Origin of the sequence: Phyllobacterium sp. CL33Tsu (genome assembly GCF_900113985.1) — a bacterium.
GTDB classification, from domain to species: domain Bacteria; phylum Pseudomonadota; class Alphaproteobacteria; order Rhizobiales; family Rhizobiaceae; genus Phyllobacterium; species Phyllobacterium pellucidum.
Genome location: NZ_FORJ01000005.1, coordinates 261,207 through 278,040 on the forward strand (window position 1 = coordinate 261,207; position 16,834 = coordinate 278,040).

Below are 16,834 nucleotides of genomic sequence, written 5' to 3' on the forward strand. Positions count from 1 at the left end.
GCGAAAAATGGTACGGGAGAATGAAATTCGCGCCAATGAAGTAGCGGTCAGGGCGCCCGAGCCGGCTGATGCCGCCCTCGCTTTCATCGGCCGGATCTCAACGCCGTGGACTTCTCGCCTCACATGTCCACGTCAGCCACGATGGGCCGCTCTGCACTATCGAAGTGTTCGAGCCCTGGGCGGCCGGACTTGAAGGTGTTGCAGCGTTCGAGCGGCTCGAAATCCTCTACTGGCTCGACCGGTCGCGCCGCGATCTCGTCTTGCAAAGCCCTGGCAATAATGGCGTGGTTCACGGCACATTCTCATTGCGCTCGCCGGTCCGGCCGAATCCTATCGGCACGGCCATCGTCAAGCTCGACGCTGTTAACGGGTCAATGCTGTCAGTGCGCGGGCTCGATTGCCTCGACGGCACGCCGCTTCTCGATATCAAGCCGGACAGGACGCTGTTCAAGCCGATTGCACCGCCACAGCCCGGCGATTTCGAAACCGATCCGGCCGCGACGGCAACCTATTGTCAGAAGCGGTAGAGGTTTCTAGTCGATTGCGACCATCACGTCGGAGGCCTTGACCACTGCATAGGCGTTGTCGCCGACCTTGAGGCCGAGTTCATCGACAGCCTCATTGGTGATCGAAGCCGTGACGACCGATCCACCAACGTCGATGCGGACATGGGCGGTCGTAGCGCCCTTGGTGACCTCTACGACCTTGCCTTTCAGACGGTTGCGTGCGCTGATTTTCATAAGTGCCCTCCGTTATTGCGCCTGCCGCGCTTGTTGAATGTGCGACCATACCTTGCCTTGCCGATACTGGCCATTGAACACTTACACAGCCTTGAAATCGCCCGGCGATACACGCCCCGTCTCTTCCTCCCAATGCTTGCGGCACAGCGAAACATAGAGGGATTTCTCGATCGCCACCTGGTCGCCTTCGGTCAATGCATGACCCTCGGGATCGCGCCGGACGACCATCGTCGCCTTGGCGCCGCAATGGCAGATGGTGCGGATTTCACGCAGGCTGTCGGCGATGGCGAGGAGTTCCGACGAGCCCGAAAACAGCTTGCCCTGAAAATCCGTGCGAAGCCCGAAGCACATGACCGGAATGTTGAGCCGGTCGGCAACGCGCGCGAGCTGCCATACCTGATCCTTCGTCAGGAATTGCGCTTCATCGACAAATACGCAGCTGATGGCACTAACCTTGTGCGCGACGGCAATTCGTTCGAACAGCCTGTCGTTTTCGCGATAAAGCTCTGCAGCGGCGCTGACGCCGAGGCGCGACGTTATTTTTCCAACGCCGTTTTCGGCATAGTGCGCGGCGGTAAACAGCATCGTGCGCATGCCACGCTCTTGATAATTATAGGAAGCCTGCAGCAGCAGCGTCGATTTGCCGGCATTCATTGCCGAATAGCTGAAATAGAGTTTTGCCATGACCTGCTTTAACCGGAATGAGCGGTGGCATGCACCCCTCACACCAGCTTGTCCGCAACTTTTGTCGGATTTTTAACAACTGTCGCGATTTGACCGGATTTATGCGCGCCTATGCTTGAATGGCCGCCGATTTGGTGCTTGGTTCTTGCAAGTATCAACCGGGAGAAACCCGGAGAGGGAGAACTACCAATGAACGTACTATCCAAACTCACCGTTTCGCTGGCTCTTGTTTTGTCTGCTGGCACCGCGTTTGCCGCCGAGCCCGATTCCTGCAAGGCCGTTCGTTTCGCCGACGTCGGCTGGACCGACATTACCGCAACCACCGCAGCGACGAGCGAAGTGCTCAAGGCGCTTGGTTATTCCACGGACACGAAGGTTCTTTCCGTTCCTGTCACTTACGCCTCGCTCGGCAAGAAGGACATGGACGTCTTCCTCGGCAACTGGATGCCGACAATGGCTGCCGACATCAAGCCATACCTCGAAGACAAGACCGTCGAGGATCTGGGCCCGAACCTCACCGGCGCGAAATATACGCTCGCCGTGCCGCAATATCTCTATGACGAAGGTCTCAAGGATTTCAAGGACATCGCCAAGTTCAAGGAAAAGCTGGGCGGCAAGATCTACGGCATCGAACCCGGCAATGACGGCAATCGCCTCATCCTCGGGATGATCTCCAAGGACCAGTTCGGATTGAAGGATTTCGAGCTCGCGGAATCGTCCGAGCAAGGCATGCTGGCGCAGGTTGCCAAGGACACGAAGGGCAAGAAGCCGATCGTCTTCCTTGGCTGGGAACCGCATCCCATGAATACGAACTTCAAGCTCGCCTATCTTTCCGGCGGCGATGACGTGTTCGGCCCGGACTTTGGCGGCGCCGTGGTCCACACCAACGTCCGCGCGGGCTATACGACCGAATGCCCGAATGTTGGCAAGCTGCTGACCAATCTCAAATTCAATCTTGAGATGGAAAACCAGATCATGGGCAAGATCCTCGACGATGGCGAGGATGCACCCAAGGCTGCATCGGAATGGCTCAAGGCCAATCCCGCCGTTCTCGATACCTGGCTGGCTGGCGTTACCACCGTCGACGGCAAGGAAGGTCTGCCCGCCGTCAAATCGGCTCTGGGACTCTAACAGGCGATCCCGACGGGGGAACGGCTGTAACAACGAAAAGAAGCTAGGCCGCCCGGCACATCCGCCGGACGGCTCCTTTCATCCATTCGTTTCGCGACAGAGGGATATTTCCGCTTGGACTGGTTAACGCAAGACAAGATTCCGGTTGGCAGGACTGCCAAGCAAATCGTCGATTGGCTGACGAACAATTTCGCCTGGTTCTTCGACGGTCTCGCGATCCTGATGCAGGGCTTCATCGACGCTCTCATGTTCGTCCTGAAATATCCGCATCCTCTCATCATGGTCGCGATCTTTTCGGCGATCGCCTATGCGCTGCGCCGCTCCATTGGCGTTACTATCCTGACTGCACTTGGCTTCCTCTTCATCCTCAACCAGGGCTACTGGCAGGAGACGATGGAGACCCTGACGCTCGTCCTTTCATCATGCATACTGTGCATGGGCATCGGCGTGCCGATCGGCATCATCGCAGCCCATCGCCCCAAATTCTATGCGGCGATCCGGCCGATCCTCGACCTCATGCAGACCTTGCCGACCTTCGTCTACCTCATTCCGGCCATCGTCTTCTTCGGCATCGGCATGGTACCAGGTCTGCTTGCAACCGCCATTTTCGTTCTCCCGGCGCCGATCCGCCTGACACATCTCGGCGTCTCTTCGACGCCGACGCATCTGATCGAGGCTGGCGAAGCCTTCGGCGCGTCGTCGCGCCAACTCCTGTGGAAGATCGAACTGCCCTATGCCATGCCGCAGATACTGGCCGGCCTCACCCAGACGATCATGCTCTCGTTGTCCATGGTGGTCATTGCCGCGCTCGTCGGCGCCGATGGACTGGGTGTTCCGGTCGTCCGCGCGCTCAACTCGGTCAATACCGCGCTCGGCTTTGAAGCAGGGCTTGTCATCGTGGTCGTCGCCATCGTGCTTGACCGCATCTTCCGTCCCGGCAAGGAGGCAGGGGAATGACCGCGATTACGCTCGACAATGTCTGCATTATCTTCGGCAAGATGACGGACGGTTCCCTCGCGCTTGCCGATAAGGGCAAGAGCCGTTCGGATATCCAGGCCGAGACCGGCCACGTGCTCGGCGTGCATAATTGCTCTATCACGATAGAGGAAGGTGAAATCGTCGTGCTCATGGGGTTATCCGGCTCCGGCAAATCCACGCTTCTGCGGGCGATCAACCGACTTAACCCGATCTCCCGCGGTTCCGTCGTCGTCCATAACAATGGCCGTTCCATCGATGTCGGCAAAGCCGACAAGGGTACGCTGCGGGATCTGCGCAAGCATCTCGTTTCAATGGTGTTCCAGCAATTCGGCCTGCTCCCCTGGCGCACGGTCGAGGAAAATGTCGGCTTCGGCCTGGAGCTTTCCGGCGTTCCCAAGGAAGAGCGGGCCAAGGCCGTCCAGCAGCAGCTCGAACTGGTGAACCTCAAGGATTGGGCAAAGCGCAAGGTCGGCGAACTTTCCGGTGGCATGCAGCAGCGCGTCGGCCTCGCCCGTGCCTTTGCCACCGGCGCGCCTATCCTGCTCATGGATGAACCCTTCTCGGCGCTCGACCCGCTGATTCGCACGAGGCTCCAGGATGAGCTTTTGAGCCTGCAGGCGCGCCTGAAGAAGACCATCGTTTTTGTCAGCCACGACCTTGATGAGGCGATGAAAATCGGCAATCGCATTGCCATCATGGAGGGCGGCCGCATCATCCAGTGCGGCACGGCGCAAGACATCCTGCTCAACCCGGCAGATGACTATGTGGCGGATTTCGTCGCCAACATGAACCCGCTTGGGGTGTTGACGGCGGCAGATATCATGGTGCCGCTCGACCGGACCCGGCCGGCCAGCCGGCCTTTTGCCGCAACGGCGCGTCCGGAAACCCCGGTACGTGAAATAATGCAGGCTGTCGCCAAGAACAGCGGCGATGTCGGCGTCGTCGACAAGGGCACCATACTCGGTATGATTTCGGCCGATGATATTGTCCGCGGTCTGCTACGGCACCAGAAGCATTAGGCTTTACTCGGCCTCGGATTGATCTTCGTCATCGCGGGATTTGCCGGCTGGCTGCCAGGATTGCGGCGAGACCTTTTTTTGCGTGTTGGAATCGGTAAAGATCCACCAACCGGCATCGGTCTCGTCCCACTGTCCTCCCGTCGCCTTCAGCCGTTCGAGCGAGCGATACTGGCCAATCGATTCGTTTTCCTGGCCATCTTCGTCGGTCCAGAAAACCGTGACCTTGCTTCCGTCCTTGGGCGCCGTGGAAATTGGCTGTTTGCCGGCCATGCGTATCGCTCCCTGCTTCATATGCGTTGTTAAGTCACCATGAAGCAGGCATCGAATGCAAGCGGTCACGCGCGTTTTCCGCAATGACGGCCCATACGCGGGAGATCAGGCGGCCGCTTTCTTCTTCTCGATACGGGCGCGAATGCTTTCGACATCGGCCTTCGGCGTCGCCGCAAACAGCGTCTTCGTATAGCTGTGCTGCGGGTTGGCGAAAACCTCGTCGCGCGTACCGTACTCGACGACCTCGCCGTAATACATCACCATCACCTCGTCGGCGATGTAGCGCACCACCGAAAGGTCGTGGCTGATGAAGACGTAGGTGAGGTTGAACTCGTCCTGCAGGTCGGCGAGGAGATTGAGCACCTGCGCCTGCACAGAAAGGTCGAGAGCGGAGACCGGCTCATCGAGGACAAGCAGGCTCGGGCTCAGCATCAGCGCGCGGGCGATGGCAATGCGCTGGCGCTGTCCGCCGGAAAACATGTGCGGATAGCGGTTATAGTGCTCGGGGCCAAGACCGACCTTAATCAGCATCTGCATGGCAAGGTCACGACGTTCCGCCGCCGTCTTCTTCGTATTGAGGAGCAGCGGTTCGCCCAGCACTTCACCGATCTTCTGGCGCGGATTGAGCGAGCCATAGGGGTTCTGGAAAATGATCTGCACCTTGCGGCGCAGTTCGGGCGTCACGGTATCCTTGGCGATATTGATCGGCTTGCCTTCGATCAGAAGTTCGCCCGAGGTCTGCGGATCGATCAGCGTCAGGATGCGCCCGAGCGTTGACTTGCCGCAACCGCTCTCGCCCACAATCGCGAGTGTCTTGCCGCGTTCGAGCGTGAAACTGACGCCCTTGACGGCCCGGACGGATTTGTCCTTGCCGAACAGACCGCCGCCGACGTGATAGTCACGGATGATATTGCGGCCTTCGAGCACGATCTCGCTCATGGTGCCACTCCTGCATTGGCCGCTTCGTTCTTCATGAAATCCGCAACGGTCGACAACCGGTCGCCGGTGGCATTTTCCGGCAGGGCTGAAAGCAGCGCGCGCGTATAGGCATTCTTGGGCGATTCGAAGAGCGTCAGCACATCCGCCTCTTCCATCTTGCGCCCCTTATATTGAACGATGACGCGATCGGCGGTTTCCGCGACGACGCCCATGTCGTGGGTGATCATGATGAGGCCCATGCCGTGCTTGGCCTGGAGGCCAACGAGCAGATCGAGAATCTGCTTCTGGATGGTCACATCAAGCGCAGTCGTCGGCTCGTCGGCGATCAGGAGCTTGGGATTGCAGGCGATTGCGATGGCAATCATCACGCGCTGGCACTGTCCGCCTGACATCTGGTGCGGGAACGAATTCAGCCGTTCTTCCGGCGTTGGAATACCGACCTGCTTGAGCAGTTCGATCGCCCGCTGGCGGCGCGCCTTTCCATCCATTTTCATGTGGACGCGCAAGACTTCCTCAAGCTGGAAACCGACGGTAAAGCACGGATTGAGGCTGGCGACCGGCTCCTGAAAGATCATGGCAACGTCGCGGCCGACGATCTCGCGCCGTTGATTGGACGACATCGCGAGAAGATCGTGCCCGTCGAAGGTCATGCTGTCGGCGGTCACAGTAGCGGTCTTCGGAAGAAGCCCCATGACCGCAAGCATCGCCACCGACTTGCCCGAACCGGATTCACCGACGATCGCGAGCACCTCGCGCGCATTAACATGCAGGTCGATGCCCTGTACCGCCATGAAGAGACCGCTGCTGGTATCGAAGCCGACCGACAAATTCTTGATTTCTAGAAGCGCCATGCTCAGCTCCTCTTCAGTTTCGGATCGAGAGCATCGCGCAGCCCATCGCCAACGAGATTGATGGCAAGGACGGTGATGAGGATGGCAAGGCCAGGGAAGGTGACGACCCACCAGGCGCGCAGGATGAATTCGCGCGCTTCAGCAAGCATCGTGCCCCATTCCGGCGTCGGCGGCTGGGCGCCCATGCCGAGAAAGCCGAGGGCGGCCGCTTCAAGGATGGCGTTGGAGAATGAAAGCGTCCCCTGCACGATCAGCGGTGCGAGACAGTTCGGCAGGATGGTCTTGAACATCAGCCGCAAGTGGCCTGCCCCGGCGAGCTTCGAGGCGACCACATATTCGCGGTTCTTTTCGCTCATCACCGCCGCGCGTGTCAGGCGGGCGAAATGCGGCTGCAGGACCAGAGCGATTGCGATCATCGCATTGAAGAGCCCAGGCCCAAGGATTGCGACAAGCACCAGGGCGAGGAGCAGCGGCGGGAATGCGAGAATGATATCCATGATGCGCATGATCAGCGCATCGACCCAGCCACGGAAATAGCCGGCGAGCACGCCAAGGATCACGCCGGTTACCATCGAGATCGTCACGACGATAAGGCCGATGAACAGCGAGAAGCGTGCGCCGTAGATGAGGCGCGAGAGCAGGTCACGGCCGACCGCGTCCGTTCCGAGCAGGAACATCGAACTGCCGCCGGTCTGCCAGGATGGCGGCGTCAGCAGCGCTTCGCGGTATTGCTGGTAGGGCGCGTGGGGCGCGAGCACCGGCGCGAAAATGGCGACGAGCATGAGGAACACGAGGACGCCAAAGCCGATCACAGCGCCCTTGTTGACGCTGAAATAGAACCAGAATTCCGAGAGTCGTGCCATCCGCCCCGCGGACTTGGGCGCGGCGAGCGGTACGGGAGGGGAAACTTCGTTAGTCAAGACTTCCTCACTTTACGCGGATGCGCGGATTGACGACTGCATAGAGCAGATCGACAATCAAATTTACGGTCATGACGATGAGCGCGACGAGCATGAGGCCACCTTGCACGACAACATAGTCGCGCTTGGCAATGGCGTCGATCATCCATTTACCGATGCCCGGCCAGGAGAAGATCGTCTCAGTCAGAATCGCGCCCGCCATCAACAGGCCCATCTGCAAACCGATCGTCGTAATGACGGGGATCATGGCATTGCGCAGGGCGTGAACGCCGATGACCCGGCGGGGTGCGAGACCCTTGGCGCGCGCCGTGCGCACATAGTCTTCGCCCAGCACTTCGAGCATGGCCGAGCGCGTCTGCCGCGCAATGACGGCGAGCGGGATCGTGCCAAGCACGATCGTTGGTAGCACGAGATGAGAGAATGCCGATTTGAAGGCGCCCTTCGGTCCGGAAATCAGGCTGTCGATCAGCATGAAACCAGTGGTGGGTTTGAAGAAATAGATGAGATCCATGCGGCCGGAAACCGGTGTCCAATGCAGGATGCCGGCAAAAAGAATGATCAGCAGGATGCCCCACCAGAAGATCGGCATCGAATAACCGACGAGGGCGATGCCCATGCTGAGCTGGTCGAACACCGAGCCGCGCTTGACGGCGGCAAAAATGCCGGCGGGAATTCCGATGATGGTCGCAAAGAGCATCGCGCAGATGCTGAGCTCAAGCGTCGCCGGAAAGAGCGTCAGGAAGTCGGTGAGGACTGCGCGCTTGCTGGCAATGGATGTTCCAAAATCCCCGTGGAATATGTTCCAGACGAACGAGAAATATTGTTCCCAGATCGGCCTGTTGAAACCGAACTGCTCCATGAGCAGTTGATGCCGCTCGGGCGTCATGCCGCGTTCGCCGGCAAGCGCAATGACCGGATCACCAGGAAGCAGGCGGATGAAGATAAAGGCAATGAAGCTGATGCCGATGAATGTCGGGATCAGCAGCAGCACTCGGGAAGCGATATAACGGAACATGGCAACCTGAAAAAATGCGGTACCGGCCGAAGCCGGTACCGCGAGGAGTCTGATTACTCGGCGATGTCAACGCTTTCGAAATTGTGGACACCGAAAGCGCTCGGCACGTAGCCGGTGACGTTCTTGGTCATTGCCGTCGTAACGAGCGAATGAGCGAGCGTTGCCCACGGAGCTTCGCGCTTGAACACGACCTGCGCCTGTTCGTAGAGCTTGGTGCGCTCGGCAACGTCGGAAACCACAGCGGCCTTGTCGATCAGGTCGGTGAATTCCTTGTTGCACCATGCAGCGCGGTTCGAGCTGCCTACGGCCTGGCAAGAAAGAAGCGTTGCAAGGAAGTTGTCCGGATCGCCATTGTCACCGGTCCAGCCAATGATGACGGCACCATCATGCTTCGGATCCGAAGCGCGCTTCAGATATTCCTGCCAATCGTAGCTGACGATCTCGACCTTGACGCCAACCTTGGCAAAGTCCGACTGCAGCAGTTCCGCGGTACGGCGGCCGTTCGGCATGTATGGACGAACAACCGGCATTGCCCAGATCTTCATCGAAAGATCCTTGACGCCAGCCTTTTCGAGAGCTGCCTTTGCCGCTTCAGGATTGTACTCGTCATCCTTGATCGACTTGTCGTAGGACCACATCGTTGGCGGGATCGGGTTGATCGCCGGCGTGCCCTGACCGAGATAGACGGCATCGACGATAGCCTTCTTGTCGATTGCCATGTTGAGCGCCTTGCGCACTTCCGGCTTGTCGAACGGAGCCTGCGTCGTGTTGTAGGCGAGCGTAGAAACGTTGAGGCCGCTTTCCTGCAGGACTGTGAGATTCGAGTCGGCCTTCAGGCCCTCGACGTCAGCCGGATCCGGATAGATTGTGAGCTGGCATTCGCCGGCCTTGAGCTTCTGTACGCGAACGGCAGCATCCGGCGTAACAGCGAAGATCAGGTTGTCGAGCTTGACCTTGCCCTTCCAGAAAGTCGGATTGGCTTCGTAGCGGATGGCGGTATTGAGCTGATAGTCGACGAACTGGAACGGGCCCGTGCCGACCGGCTGCTCGTTGAACTTCTGCTGGGTGCCGTCAGCCTGCAGCTTGTCGGCATATTCCTTGGAGACGATGGACGAGAAGTCCATGGCAAGGTTGGCGATCATCGGAGCATTCGGCTTGGTCAGCGTGATCTTGACGGTCAGGTCGTCGACCTTCTCAACCGACTTGATCAGCTTGGGGAAGTCCATGCCTTCGAAATATTCATAGGAAGCACCGTCGACATATTTCGCCCAGGGGCTGCCTTCCTTCTGACGCTCGAAAGAGAAAACGACGTCGTCGGCATTGAGGTCACGCGTCGGCGTGAAATAGCTAGTGGTCTGGAACTTGACGCCCGGACGCAGCTTGAACGTGTACTGCAGGCCATCGTCGGAGATCGTCCAGCTTTCAGCAAGCGCGGCCTCGACTTCGGACTTGCCCGGCTTGAACTCGACCAGCTTGTTGAAAACGGCCTGTCCCGTAGCGTCGAGCGTCTCGCCGCCGGTATAGAGCGCAGGGTCGAAGCCGCCCGGTGCAGCTTCCGAACAATAGACCAACGTCTTGGCCGAGGCTCCACCTGCCATCAGCCCACCCGTCAGCATTGCGAGCGCGCTCGCCGCAAGGAGTTTCTTGTAGGTATTCATCTTTTCCACCTTCAGAGGTTTTTTGTGTTGCAGGCCCCCATGCCTACAACGAAAGTCGCATGGAAGCCTTTGCCATGTCGCAATGCAAGCAGATTCATTCGCAGTCAACCCGTCCCGGAAGGCATAATTGTCGATTCTGGGGAAAATCGCCCCATTTAATCAATTAACGGTGAAATCGACTAAAAATCCGTCCACTAACTTTTGGTATGCTGGGTAGCAGCGTTTACCAGTTTGACGCAAACGTGGCGTATTTCGCGCCAAGAGGGTACATTTCAGTCTAGTTCAGCACCAAAACCCGTGCAACAACGCCATAAGTGCAACAGGAGTGGTCTATTTTGGACGCAAACGGGCAAACAGCAATCATTACAGGCGCCGGATCGGGGCTCGGGGCCGCCACGGCGCGCGCCCTCGCACAAAAAGGCGCGAGGGTTGCCATCATCGATATCAATCTCGAAGCGGCCGAAAAGGTCGCCGCTGAGATCGGCGGAATTGCCCTTGCCTGCAACGTAGCCAACGCTGCCGAGGGGGAAATGGCGGTCGCCCGCGTGGCGGATGAACTTGGGACGCCGCGCATTCTTGTCAATTGTGCCGGCATCGCCAATGCCGGCCGTATCGTCGGCCGCGATGGTCCGCACGATCTCGAATTGTATCGCCGCGTCATCGAGGTCAACCTCATCGGTTCGTTCAACATGTTGCGTCTGGTGAGCGACCGCGCTGCAAAGCTTGAACCGCTTGCGACCGGCGAGCGCGGTGTCGTCATTTCAACCGCGTCGGTCGCTGCCTTCGATGGCCAGATCGGACAGGCCGCCTATGCCTCGTCGAAAGCGGGAATTGCCGGCCTCACCCTTCCGGCGGCACGCGAACTTGCACGCTTCGGCATCCGCGTGATGGCGATCGCGCCCGGAATCTTCGGCACGCCCATGCTGCTTGCAATGCCGCAGGAGGTGCAGGACTCGCTGGCAGCCTCAATCCCCTTCCCCTCCAGACTGGGCAAACCGGAGGAATATGCCGCCCTCGCGCTGCATATCATTGAAAATCCCATGCTGAACGGCGAAACGATCCGGCTCGACGGTGCCATTCGCATGGCACCAAAATAGCCGGGCGTGACGCCAGAAGATGGATCGGCTGGGCAGGCCGAGGAACGTTTCATAATTTGGTCCCAATCGGCGGAGTATCTAGGGCAATTCTTGTTACTCTAGCGCTTTGAGCTTCGGCCGGCCTGTTGCCGGTCCCTGCTTCGATATCCTGCAATTTGAAAGCCGAAATGATGAAACGAATTAGCGCCATGCTGTCGCTGCCGCTCGCTTTGGCGGCGCCGGCCGGGGCCATGGATAGCGGTGCAACGGAAGAGTTGCAGCGGCTTGATCCCGAAACCAGGCTGGAACAGCGCTGCGACGTCGAGGCGATGGACCGCATACATAAGGACCCGGCCAAGCTGGTGCCTGACGAACTCGTTGCCTATGCTTTTGAAGAGCCGAAGATCAAGGGCGATAAAATCCGTTCGGCCGGGGCGGCCTTTCGCAGCAAGGGAGAGTGGTATCACCTCTCCTACACCTGCTCGACCTCACCCGATCACATGACGATCCTGACGTTCCAATATGCGATCGGCCAGGTGGTGCCGCACGATCAGTGGGCGCACCACTACCTCGTCCCCTAAAAATTCGAGGCGCACAAGGCGCCTCGAATGATCTCTCTGAAATGAAAATCGGTCAGTTGAACGTCGGTCGATCCTGCGCGAGCAGCATTTGCCCGATGGCGTCGACCTTCTTGGCGTTCGGCGCCTCATAGGCGAGCAAGCTCGGATCGGTTGCCGGCGCTGCAGCGGGCTGTGCCACGCGAACGGTCGGCTCGCTGGTCCGGTAATCCATCGCCTGCGGCGGCGGATCCATCGGCACGGCAACCTTCGCCGGATTGGCGATGACCGGCGTTATGTCAGCCTGTGCCATGAGGATCGGCTGCTGGTTGGCAGTGACCCGTCCCGCTGTCGCCGTTGAGGTCGTCGCCGGCGCTGCGGCGACCGCAGTCGTCCTTACGCCCGGGACATTGCTCGCGACCATGGTCGGGGCAGTTGCGATCGTCGGTCTGCCGCCCATGCGCAGGCTGGCGATATAGGCATTGGCGATGGCTGCGCTTGCATCCTTGGACGCGATGTCTACCGTATTATAGCGGTCGCGCTTTTCATAAAACGCGTTGCCACCGGCAACGACCGTATAGTGCATGTTCTTATAGGGGAAGCGAAGACCCGCCGTGTGGAAATACATGGCATTCTTCACCTTGGTATTGCGCTCGCCGCGTAGCACCGCGTCGGCGGCAGCTTGCACATCCGGGAGGGCAACGGACTTCATCGGGCGAGAAAGCACGCCTGGAGCAAACTGCCCCTTTTGTCCGACCACGCCGCAGATGGAATCGCCCCACTTGCCGGAATCGAGGCGGTTCATCACCACCGTGCCAACCGCAACCAGCCCGTCCTGGCTCGAACGGTTGGATTCGAAGAACATCGCGCGCTCAAGACACTCCTTGTCCTTCGGCGTATAGGCGTAGCTTTTGCTAGTGCCCTTATTCGTCAGATTGGCTGAAATTTTCGAGTGCTGTCCGGTCTGCGTACAACCACTGACAAGCCCCGCGGCCGCTACGATGCCCGCAATTGAATGGATCTTCCACTTAGCGAAGCCGATCACGAAGCAATTCTCATCGCTGTTGTTCCTGCTGGTGAAGGTGCTCACAGAATGATCTCATTTAGGGCCAAACAATGGCAAAGATGACGTTAACGTTACCATGCCTATTCATCCTTTTGAAATCATGAAGTTATTTTATTCACCCGCACAGCAAAAAAATTTCAAAAATGGCGAAATTAAGAATTCGTTTACCGTAATTGCCTTAATGTTTTGGCCAGTAACCACGCTCAAAGGCACGGCCGATGCACAAGCGCTCCCACCGGTATGACACGCGCGAATCACTAATGGAAGCACTGAAAGAACTTGTGGCGCTGCAGGTTCCGGCGGAGGACGTGGCGCCGGTCCTGTGCACGATCGGCCCGGTTGATCTCGATCTCCTCGATGATTGCATGGATGCGATCGGATTCAATGACAACCAATCAGTCGCCGCCTGAGCCACATACCAAACAGCTTGTTACCCTGCCCGTCACGCACTATCAATCGGCCAACAGATCGAGAGGTATCCCGTGGCCGAAAAGAAAGATGTATTGCGTGAAATCGATGAAGGCGCCGTTCGCCTGGCGCGTACATTGCTGCGCACCGCGCGATATGCGGCGCTGGCGACGCTCGAGCCTGGCTCTGGCCATCCTATCGCGACGCGGGTAGGCCTTGCCACCGACCACGACGGCACCCCAGTCATTCTTGCATCGGCGCTGGCCGCGCATACGCCGGCGCTCCTTGCCGATCCCCGCTGTTCGCTGCTGGTGGGAGAGCCTGGAAAGGGCGACCCGCTGGCCCATCCCCGCATGACCGTTACGGCGAAAGCACGCCAGATCGCACGCAACACGCCGGAACATGAGCGGATCGAGTGGCGCTATCTTTCGCACCTTCCAAAGGCCAAGCTCTATGCAGGCCTTGGCGATTTCAGTTTCTTCCGGCTCGAACCCGACAATGCCCGCCTGAACGCCGGTTTTGGACGCGCATATCAGCTACCGCCGGCCGAATGGCTCAGTCTCAATCCGGCCAATGACGCGCTTGCCGCGGCGGAAAAATCGGCGGTCGAACACATGAACGAGGATCATGCGGCGGCGATTGCCCTTTACGCCCGGTATTTCGCCAAGGCGGATGACGGCAACTGGCGGATCACCGGCATTGACGCCGACGGCTTCGATATCGCGGATGGAGATGCAGTTGAGCGTGTCTTTTTTGCTTCGCCGCTCACATCGGCTGAGGATATGCACAAGACGCTCGTCCGCATGGCGGGAGAAGCGCGCGCCGGTCTGCAGGCGTCCCAATCTCCGGCATGACGGCGTCGCCCGATCAAAGGGTCATTCGTATCGACGACCCTCGCGATGAACGACTTGCACCCTATCGCGACGTGCGCGAGCGCGATCTCGTCGGCCGCGAGGGTCGATTCATTGCCGAGGGCAAGGTTGTTCTGAACGTCCTGCTGACGAGCCCGCATTTTGCCACCGACTCCCTCCTTGTGCTGGAGAACCGGCTTTCGGGCCTGTCCGAACAGCTGAAACTGTGTCCGCCCGACGTACCGGTCTATTGCGTCAGCCGGGAGACGATGGATGCGATTGCCGGCTTCCCCGTGCATCGCGGTATTCTGGCAATAGGACGGCGCAGCGGACCACACACCGTCGACACACTGCTTTCCGCCATGCCGGAACACGGGCTTGTCGTCGTCCTGTGCGGGCTTTCAAACCACGACAATATGGGCTCGATCTTCCGCAACGCCGCGGCTTTCGAGGCTGACTGCATTCTCATGGACGAGACGAGTTGCGATCCGCTCTACCGCAAGGCGATCCGCGTTTCTGTTGGCGCAGCGCTCAAGGTTCCATTCGCCCGCGAGGGATCGATCGAAGCTATTGTCAGTAAACTGCAGAGCGCAGGCTATACGATTTTTGCCTTGAGTCCCTCGGGCAGGACGAGCATCAACGCGGCTGAACCGGTCCAGCGCACCGCACTTCTCCTTGGAACGGAAGGGGAAGGCCTGCCAAAGGCGCTGCTGGACCGCCTTCAGACTGTGCGCATACCCATGTCGAAGAGCTTCGATAGTTTAAACGTTGCAACCGCCTCAGGCATCGCTCTCGCGCGGTTCAGCCGCTTTAGCGGGCTTTGAGGCGTTCTGCAGGGCGCGCACCCGGTCGGCAATGCTGACGATGGCCTCGCCATTTTCATCATAGACCGCCGGCACCTGCCTTTTGGCCTTGGCAAGAATTTCATTGACGGGAGACTTCTCGCCTTCAAGCTTCGCCACCATCGCCACGACCTGTGCGGCAAGCGTATTCATCTCGTCGCGCATAAGCCGGGTTTCGTCGGCCTGGATCAGTGCTTGCTTGCCACGCGGCGTATCGACAACGGAAGTGCCCTGCTTGCGGCCGTCAGCGAGGACCTTGCGTAGTCTCTCGTTCAGCCGCTCCATGTCTTTCTCGCGACGGGCGAGTTTCGCCTCTGCGTCTGACAACTTGGTCAAAAGCGCGGTCGCCTGCTTTTCGAACTCGGTACGCTGCGCCGTTTCCTGCTCCAGTCTATGTTGCAAAGCCTTGTGCTCGGTCTCGATTTTCCGCCGCTGCTCGTCGCTGTCGCGCTTTTCGCGCCGCGCGTCGTTCAATTCGTCGAGGAGGTTTTCGACGCGCGCGGATTGGGCAGCGAGTTCAATCTGCAGGCTATCGGCATCGATCGAGAGTTTCGAGAGACGCCGGTTCAGCTGCTCAACCTCGGTGGTGCGCTCTTCGAGAGTCTTCGCCGTGCCGCTGAGATTTTGTGACGATCGTTCGAGCGTGTCTTCATTAGTACTCAGTGACGTTGAAAGACCGGCAATGCTGGTTTCCCGCTCGCCGAGATCCGCCGTGAGCTTGCGAATGATCCGTTCCTTTTCGCCGATCTCGGTCAGGTGCAGCGCCGCCTTGTTGCGCGCGCTTTCGAGCGCAAGTTCGAGCTTGCGCTCCGCCATCGCGTGTTCGGCGCGCAATCCATCCCTTTGCGCCTGAATTTCATTGAGCGTCAGGGGTGTCTCGGCCTCGACATGCTTGCGGGTCAAAAGCATGGCCCTGCGCCAGATTGGCGGCGCGAGCAGCAGGACCAGAAGCACGGCACTCAAGAACCCAAGGGCAAAATAGATTACGGACTGGATCAAGATCGGGGTCCTGTTGGCGTTTCTTTAAAGGGAGTCTTAGCAGCGGGGGCGCCGAAAACAAAGACGCGGACCGCATGGGTCCGCGCCGGGCAGACTTGAATCCTGCTCGGTCAGAACGGATTCCATGTCGGGGTCTGGGTCAGCTTCAAGTATCCGACATTGACGCCAAGACGCGCGCCGACGCCCGTGCGGATGGGAACGAGCAAGACCTGGTTGCGCTTGAGCACATTGAAGCCCACGCCGGCAAAAAGGTAGGCGGAACCCGCAACCCCAACGAAGCGCCCATAAAGATTTTGAACATCGTCGAGGTTATACACCAGCATCATCACGCGGGAGCCCTGTCCGCCGAAATCCCAGCCGATCGACGGGCCCTGCCAGTAGGTCTTGTGATCGCCGGCGTTCTTTGTATAGAGCGTGCCCTCCCCGTAGGTCAGGCCGCCGATGAGCGCGCCCGATCCTTCCTCGCCAAGGACATAGCCGTTAGGAAGGCCGTAACTCGCGAACACCTTCTCGACTGCTGTAGCCAATCCGCCTGAGGTTGATCCGAAGAACCGCTGACCGGAATTGACGATCTCTTCCATCGTATAGGTTTCTTGTGCGCGGGCCGCCTGGGCCTGGGCAAAAACAAGTGACACGAGTGTCAGGACGAGAAGAAGACCACGGTTCATAGACAAGAGTAGAGACGCCATCGTAATTCCTTTTGGCTGTTCGCTTCTTTGCCTGACGCCTGATACGGGAAATTTGCAGATCTTGCGCCTGCCTAATGATTTGGTGCTCAATTTAAGGCGCTAAACCTTGTATAAAAGTTTATGAATCGATCTTGGCATTTC

General features: G+C 58.8%; 19 protein-coding genes and 1 pseudogene. 9 read left to right on the forward strand and 11 right to left on the reverse strand.

Annotated features, from left to right (window positions below):
* The first annotated feature begins 7 nt into the window (after nucleotides 1–7).
* Nucleotides 8–527, forward strand: a pseudogene (tsaA, locus tag BM074_RS18190) (tRNA (N6-threonylcarbamoyladenosine(37)-N6)-methyltransferase TrmO).
* A gap of 6 nt (nucleotides 528–533) precedes the next feature.
* On the opposite strand, the gene BM074_RS18195 reads toward tsaA, so the two are convergent.
* Complete coding sequence (locus BM074_RS18195; protein WP_027233480.1) at nucleotides 534–740, reverse strand: TOBE domain-containing protein; 207 nt, start codon at nucleotides 738–740, stop codon at nucleotides 534–536.
* Between the two features lie 81 nt (nucleotides 741–821).
* Nucleotides 822–1,424, reverse strand: a complete 603-nt coding sequence (locus BM074_RS18200) for a thymidine kinase (RefSeq protein WP_091923888.1) — start codon at nucleotides 1,422–1,424, stop codon at nucleotides 822–824.
* 189 nt (nucleotides 1,425–1,613) lie between these two features.
* Between BM074_RS18200 and BM074_RS18205 the strand changes: the two genes are divergently transcribed.
* The 3 genes from BM074_RS18205 to choV all read left to right on the forward strand — a co-directional run bounded on the left by BM074_RS18205 (nucleotide 1,614) and on the right by choV (nucleotide 4,552).
* Nucleotides 1,614–2,555, forward strand: coding sequence for a choline ABC transporter substrate-binding protein (locus BM074_RS18205; protein ID WP_091923890.1), 942 nt, complete (start codon nucleotides 1,614–1,616; stop codon nucleotides 2,553–2,555).
* Between the two features lie 114 nt (nucleotides 2,556–2,669).
* Nucleotides 2,670–3,512 (forward strand): choline ABC transporter permease subunit, encoded by an 843-nt coding sequence (gene choW / locus BM074_RS18210; RefSeq protein ID WP_027233483.1) that lies wholly within the window; start codon nucleotides 2,670–2,672, stop codon nucleotides 3,510–3,512.
* Nucleotides 3,509–4,552: a choline ABC transporter ATP-binding protein gene (gene choV, locus BM074_RS18215; protein ID WP_091923892.1), complete on the forward strand. Its 1,044-nt coding sequence runs from the start codon at nucleotides 3,509–3,511 to the stop codon at nucleotides 4,550–4,552. Before choW ends, choV begins: the two co-directional genes overlap by 4 nt.
* A gap of 3 nt (nucleotides 4,553–4,555) precedes the next feature.
* On the opposite strand, the gene BM074_RS18220 is transcribed toward choV, so the two are convergent.
* The 6 genes from BM074_RS18220 to BM074_RS18245 form a co-directional block, all read right to left on the reverse strand.
* Nucleotides 4,556–4,822, reverse strand: coding sequence for a hypothetical protein (locus BM074_RS18220; protein WP_027233485.1), 267 nt, complete (start codon nucleotides 4,820–4,822; stop codon nucleotides 4,556–4,558).
* Between the two features lie 105 nt (nucleotides 4,823–4,927).
* Complete coding sequence (locus BM074_RS18225; RefSeq protein WP_027233486.1) at nucleotides 4,928–5,761, reverse strand: dipeptide ABC transporter ATP-binding protein; 834 nt, start codon at nucleotides 5,759–5,761, stop codon at nucleotides 4,928–4,930.
* Nucleotides 5,758–6,612: an ABC transporter ATP-binding protein gene (locus BM074_RS18230; RefSeq protein ID WP_051615418.1), complete on the reverse strand. Its 855-nt coding sequence runs from the start codon at nucleotides 6,610–6,612 to the stop codon at nucleotides 5,758–5,760. Before BM074_RS18230 ends, BM074_RS18225 begins: the two co-directional genes overlap by 4 nt.
* Nucleotides 6,613–6,614: 2 nt before the next feature.
* Entirely contained in the window at nucleotides 6,615–7,475 is an 861-nt protein-coding gene (locus tag BM074_RS18235) for an ABC transporter permease subunit (RefSeq protein WP_091923893.1), read from the reverse strand.
* A 64-nt stretch (nucleotides 7,476–7,539) separates the two neighbouring features.
* Nucleotides 7,540–8,547: an ABC transporter permease subunit gene (locus BM074_RS18240; RefSeq protein ID WP_027233488.1), complete on the reverse strand. Its 1,008-nt coding sequence runs from the start codon at nucleotides 8,545–8,547 to the stop codon at nucleotides 7,540–7,542.
* 53 nt (nucleotides 8,548–8,600) lie between these two features.
* Nucleotides 8,601–10,205: an ABC transporter substrate-binding protein gene (locus tag BM074_RS18245; RefSeq protein ID WP_027233489.1), complete on the reverse strand. Its 1,605-nt coding sequence runs from the start codon at nucleotides 10,203–10,205 to the stop codon at nucleotides 8,601–8,603.
* Nucleotides 10,206–10,540: 335 nt separating this feature from the next.
* On the opposite strand from BM074_RS18245, the gene BM074_RS18250 reads away from it, so the two are divergent.
* Both BM074_RS18250 and BM074_RS18255 read left to right on the forward strand, forming a co-directional pair.
* Entirely contained in the window at nucleotides 10,541–11,302 is a 762-nt protein-coding gene (locus BM074_RS18250) for a 3-hydroxyacyl-CoA dehydrogenase (RefSeq protein WP_091923895.1), read from the forward strand.
* 170 nt (nucleotides 11,303–11,472) lie between these two features.
* Nucleotides 11,473–11,862, forward strand: coding sequence for a DUF930 domain-containing protein (locus BM074_RS18255; protein WP_091924042.1), 390 nt, complete (start codon nucleotides 11,473–11,475; stop codon nucleotides 11,860–11,862).
* A gap of 52 nt (nucleotides 11,863–11,914) precedes the next feature.
* On the opposite strand, the gene BM074_RS18260 is transcribed toward BM074_RS18255, so the two are convergent.
* The gene (locus BM074_RS18260) at nucleotides 11,915–12,883 is read right to left on the reverse strand and encodes a cell wall hydrolase (protein ID WP_091924044.1); all 969 of its coding nucleotides are present in this window, start codon (nucleotides 12,881–12,883) and stop codon (nucleotides 11,915–11,917) included.
* 281 nt (nucleotides 12,884–13,164) lie between these two features.
* Here BM074_RS18260 and BM074_RS23110 point away from each other — a divergent pair, with 281 nt between their 5' ends.
* The 3 genes from BM074_RS23110 (at nucleotide 13,165) to BM074_RS18270 (ending at nucleotide 14,987) form a co-directional block, all read left to right on the forward strand.
* Nucleotides 13,165–13,314, forward strand: coding sequence for a hypothetical protein (locus BM074_RS23110; RefSeq protein ID WP_175499063.1), 150 nt, complete (start codon nucleotides 13,165–13,167; stop codon nucleotides 13,312–13,314).
* A 72-nt stretch (nucleotides 13,315–13,386) separates the two neighbouring features.
* Nucleotides 13,387–14,166: a HugZ family pyridoxamine 5'-phosphate oxidase gene (locus BM074_RS18265; RefSeq protein ID WP_091923897.1), complete on the forward strand. Its 780-nt coding sequence runs from the start codon at nucleotides 13,387–13,389 to the stop codon at nucleotides 14,164–14,166.
* A complete protein-coding gene (locus BM074_RS18270) occupies nucleotides 14,163–14,987 on the forward strand; it encodes a TrmH family RNA methyltransferase (RefSeq protein WP_091923899.1) in 825 nt (274 codons plus the stop codon). Before BM074_RS18265 ends, BM074_RS18270 begins: the two co-directional genes overlap by 4 nt.
* Here the strand turns inward: BM074_RS18270 and BM074_RS18275 are convergent.
* Together BM074_RS18275 and BM074_RS18280 are read right to left on the reverse strand one after the other, a co-directional pair.
* A complete protein-coding gene (locus tag BM074_RS18275; protein ID WP_091923901.1) occupies nucleotides 14,943–16,004 on the reverse strand; it encodes a coiled-coil domain-containing protein in 1,062 nt (353 codons plus the stop codon). The two genes, BM074_RS18270 and BM074_RS18275, sit on opposite strands and share 45 nt — an antisense overlap.
* A gap of 110 nt (nucleotides 16,005–16,114) precedes the next feature.
* Nucleotides 16,115–16,672: a DUF1134 domain-containing protein gene (locus BM074_RS18280; protein WP_228019372.1), complete on the reverse strand. Its 558-nt coding sequence runs from the start codon at nucleotides 16,670–16,672 to the stop codon at nucleotides 16,115–16,117.
* Between the last annotated feature and the right edge of the window lie 162 nt (nucleotides 16,673–16,834).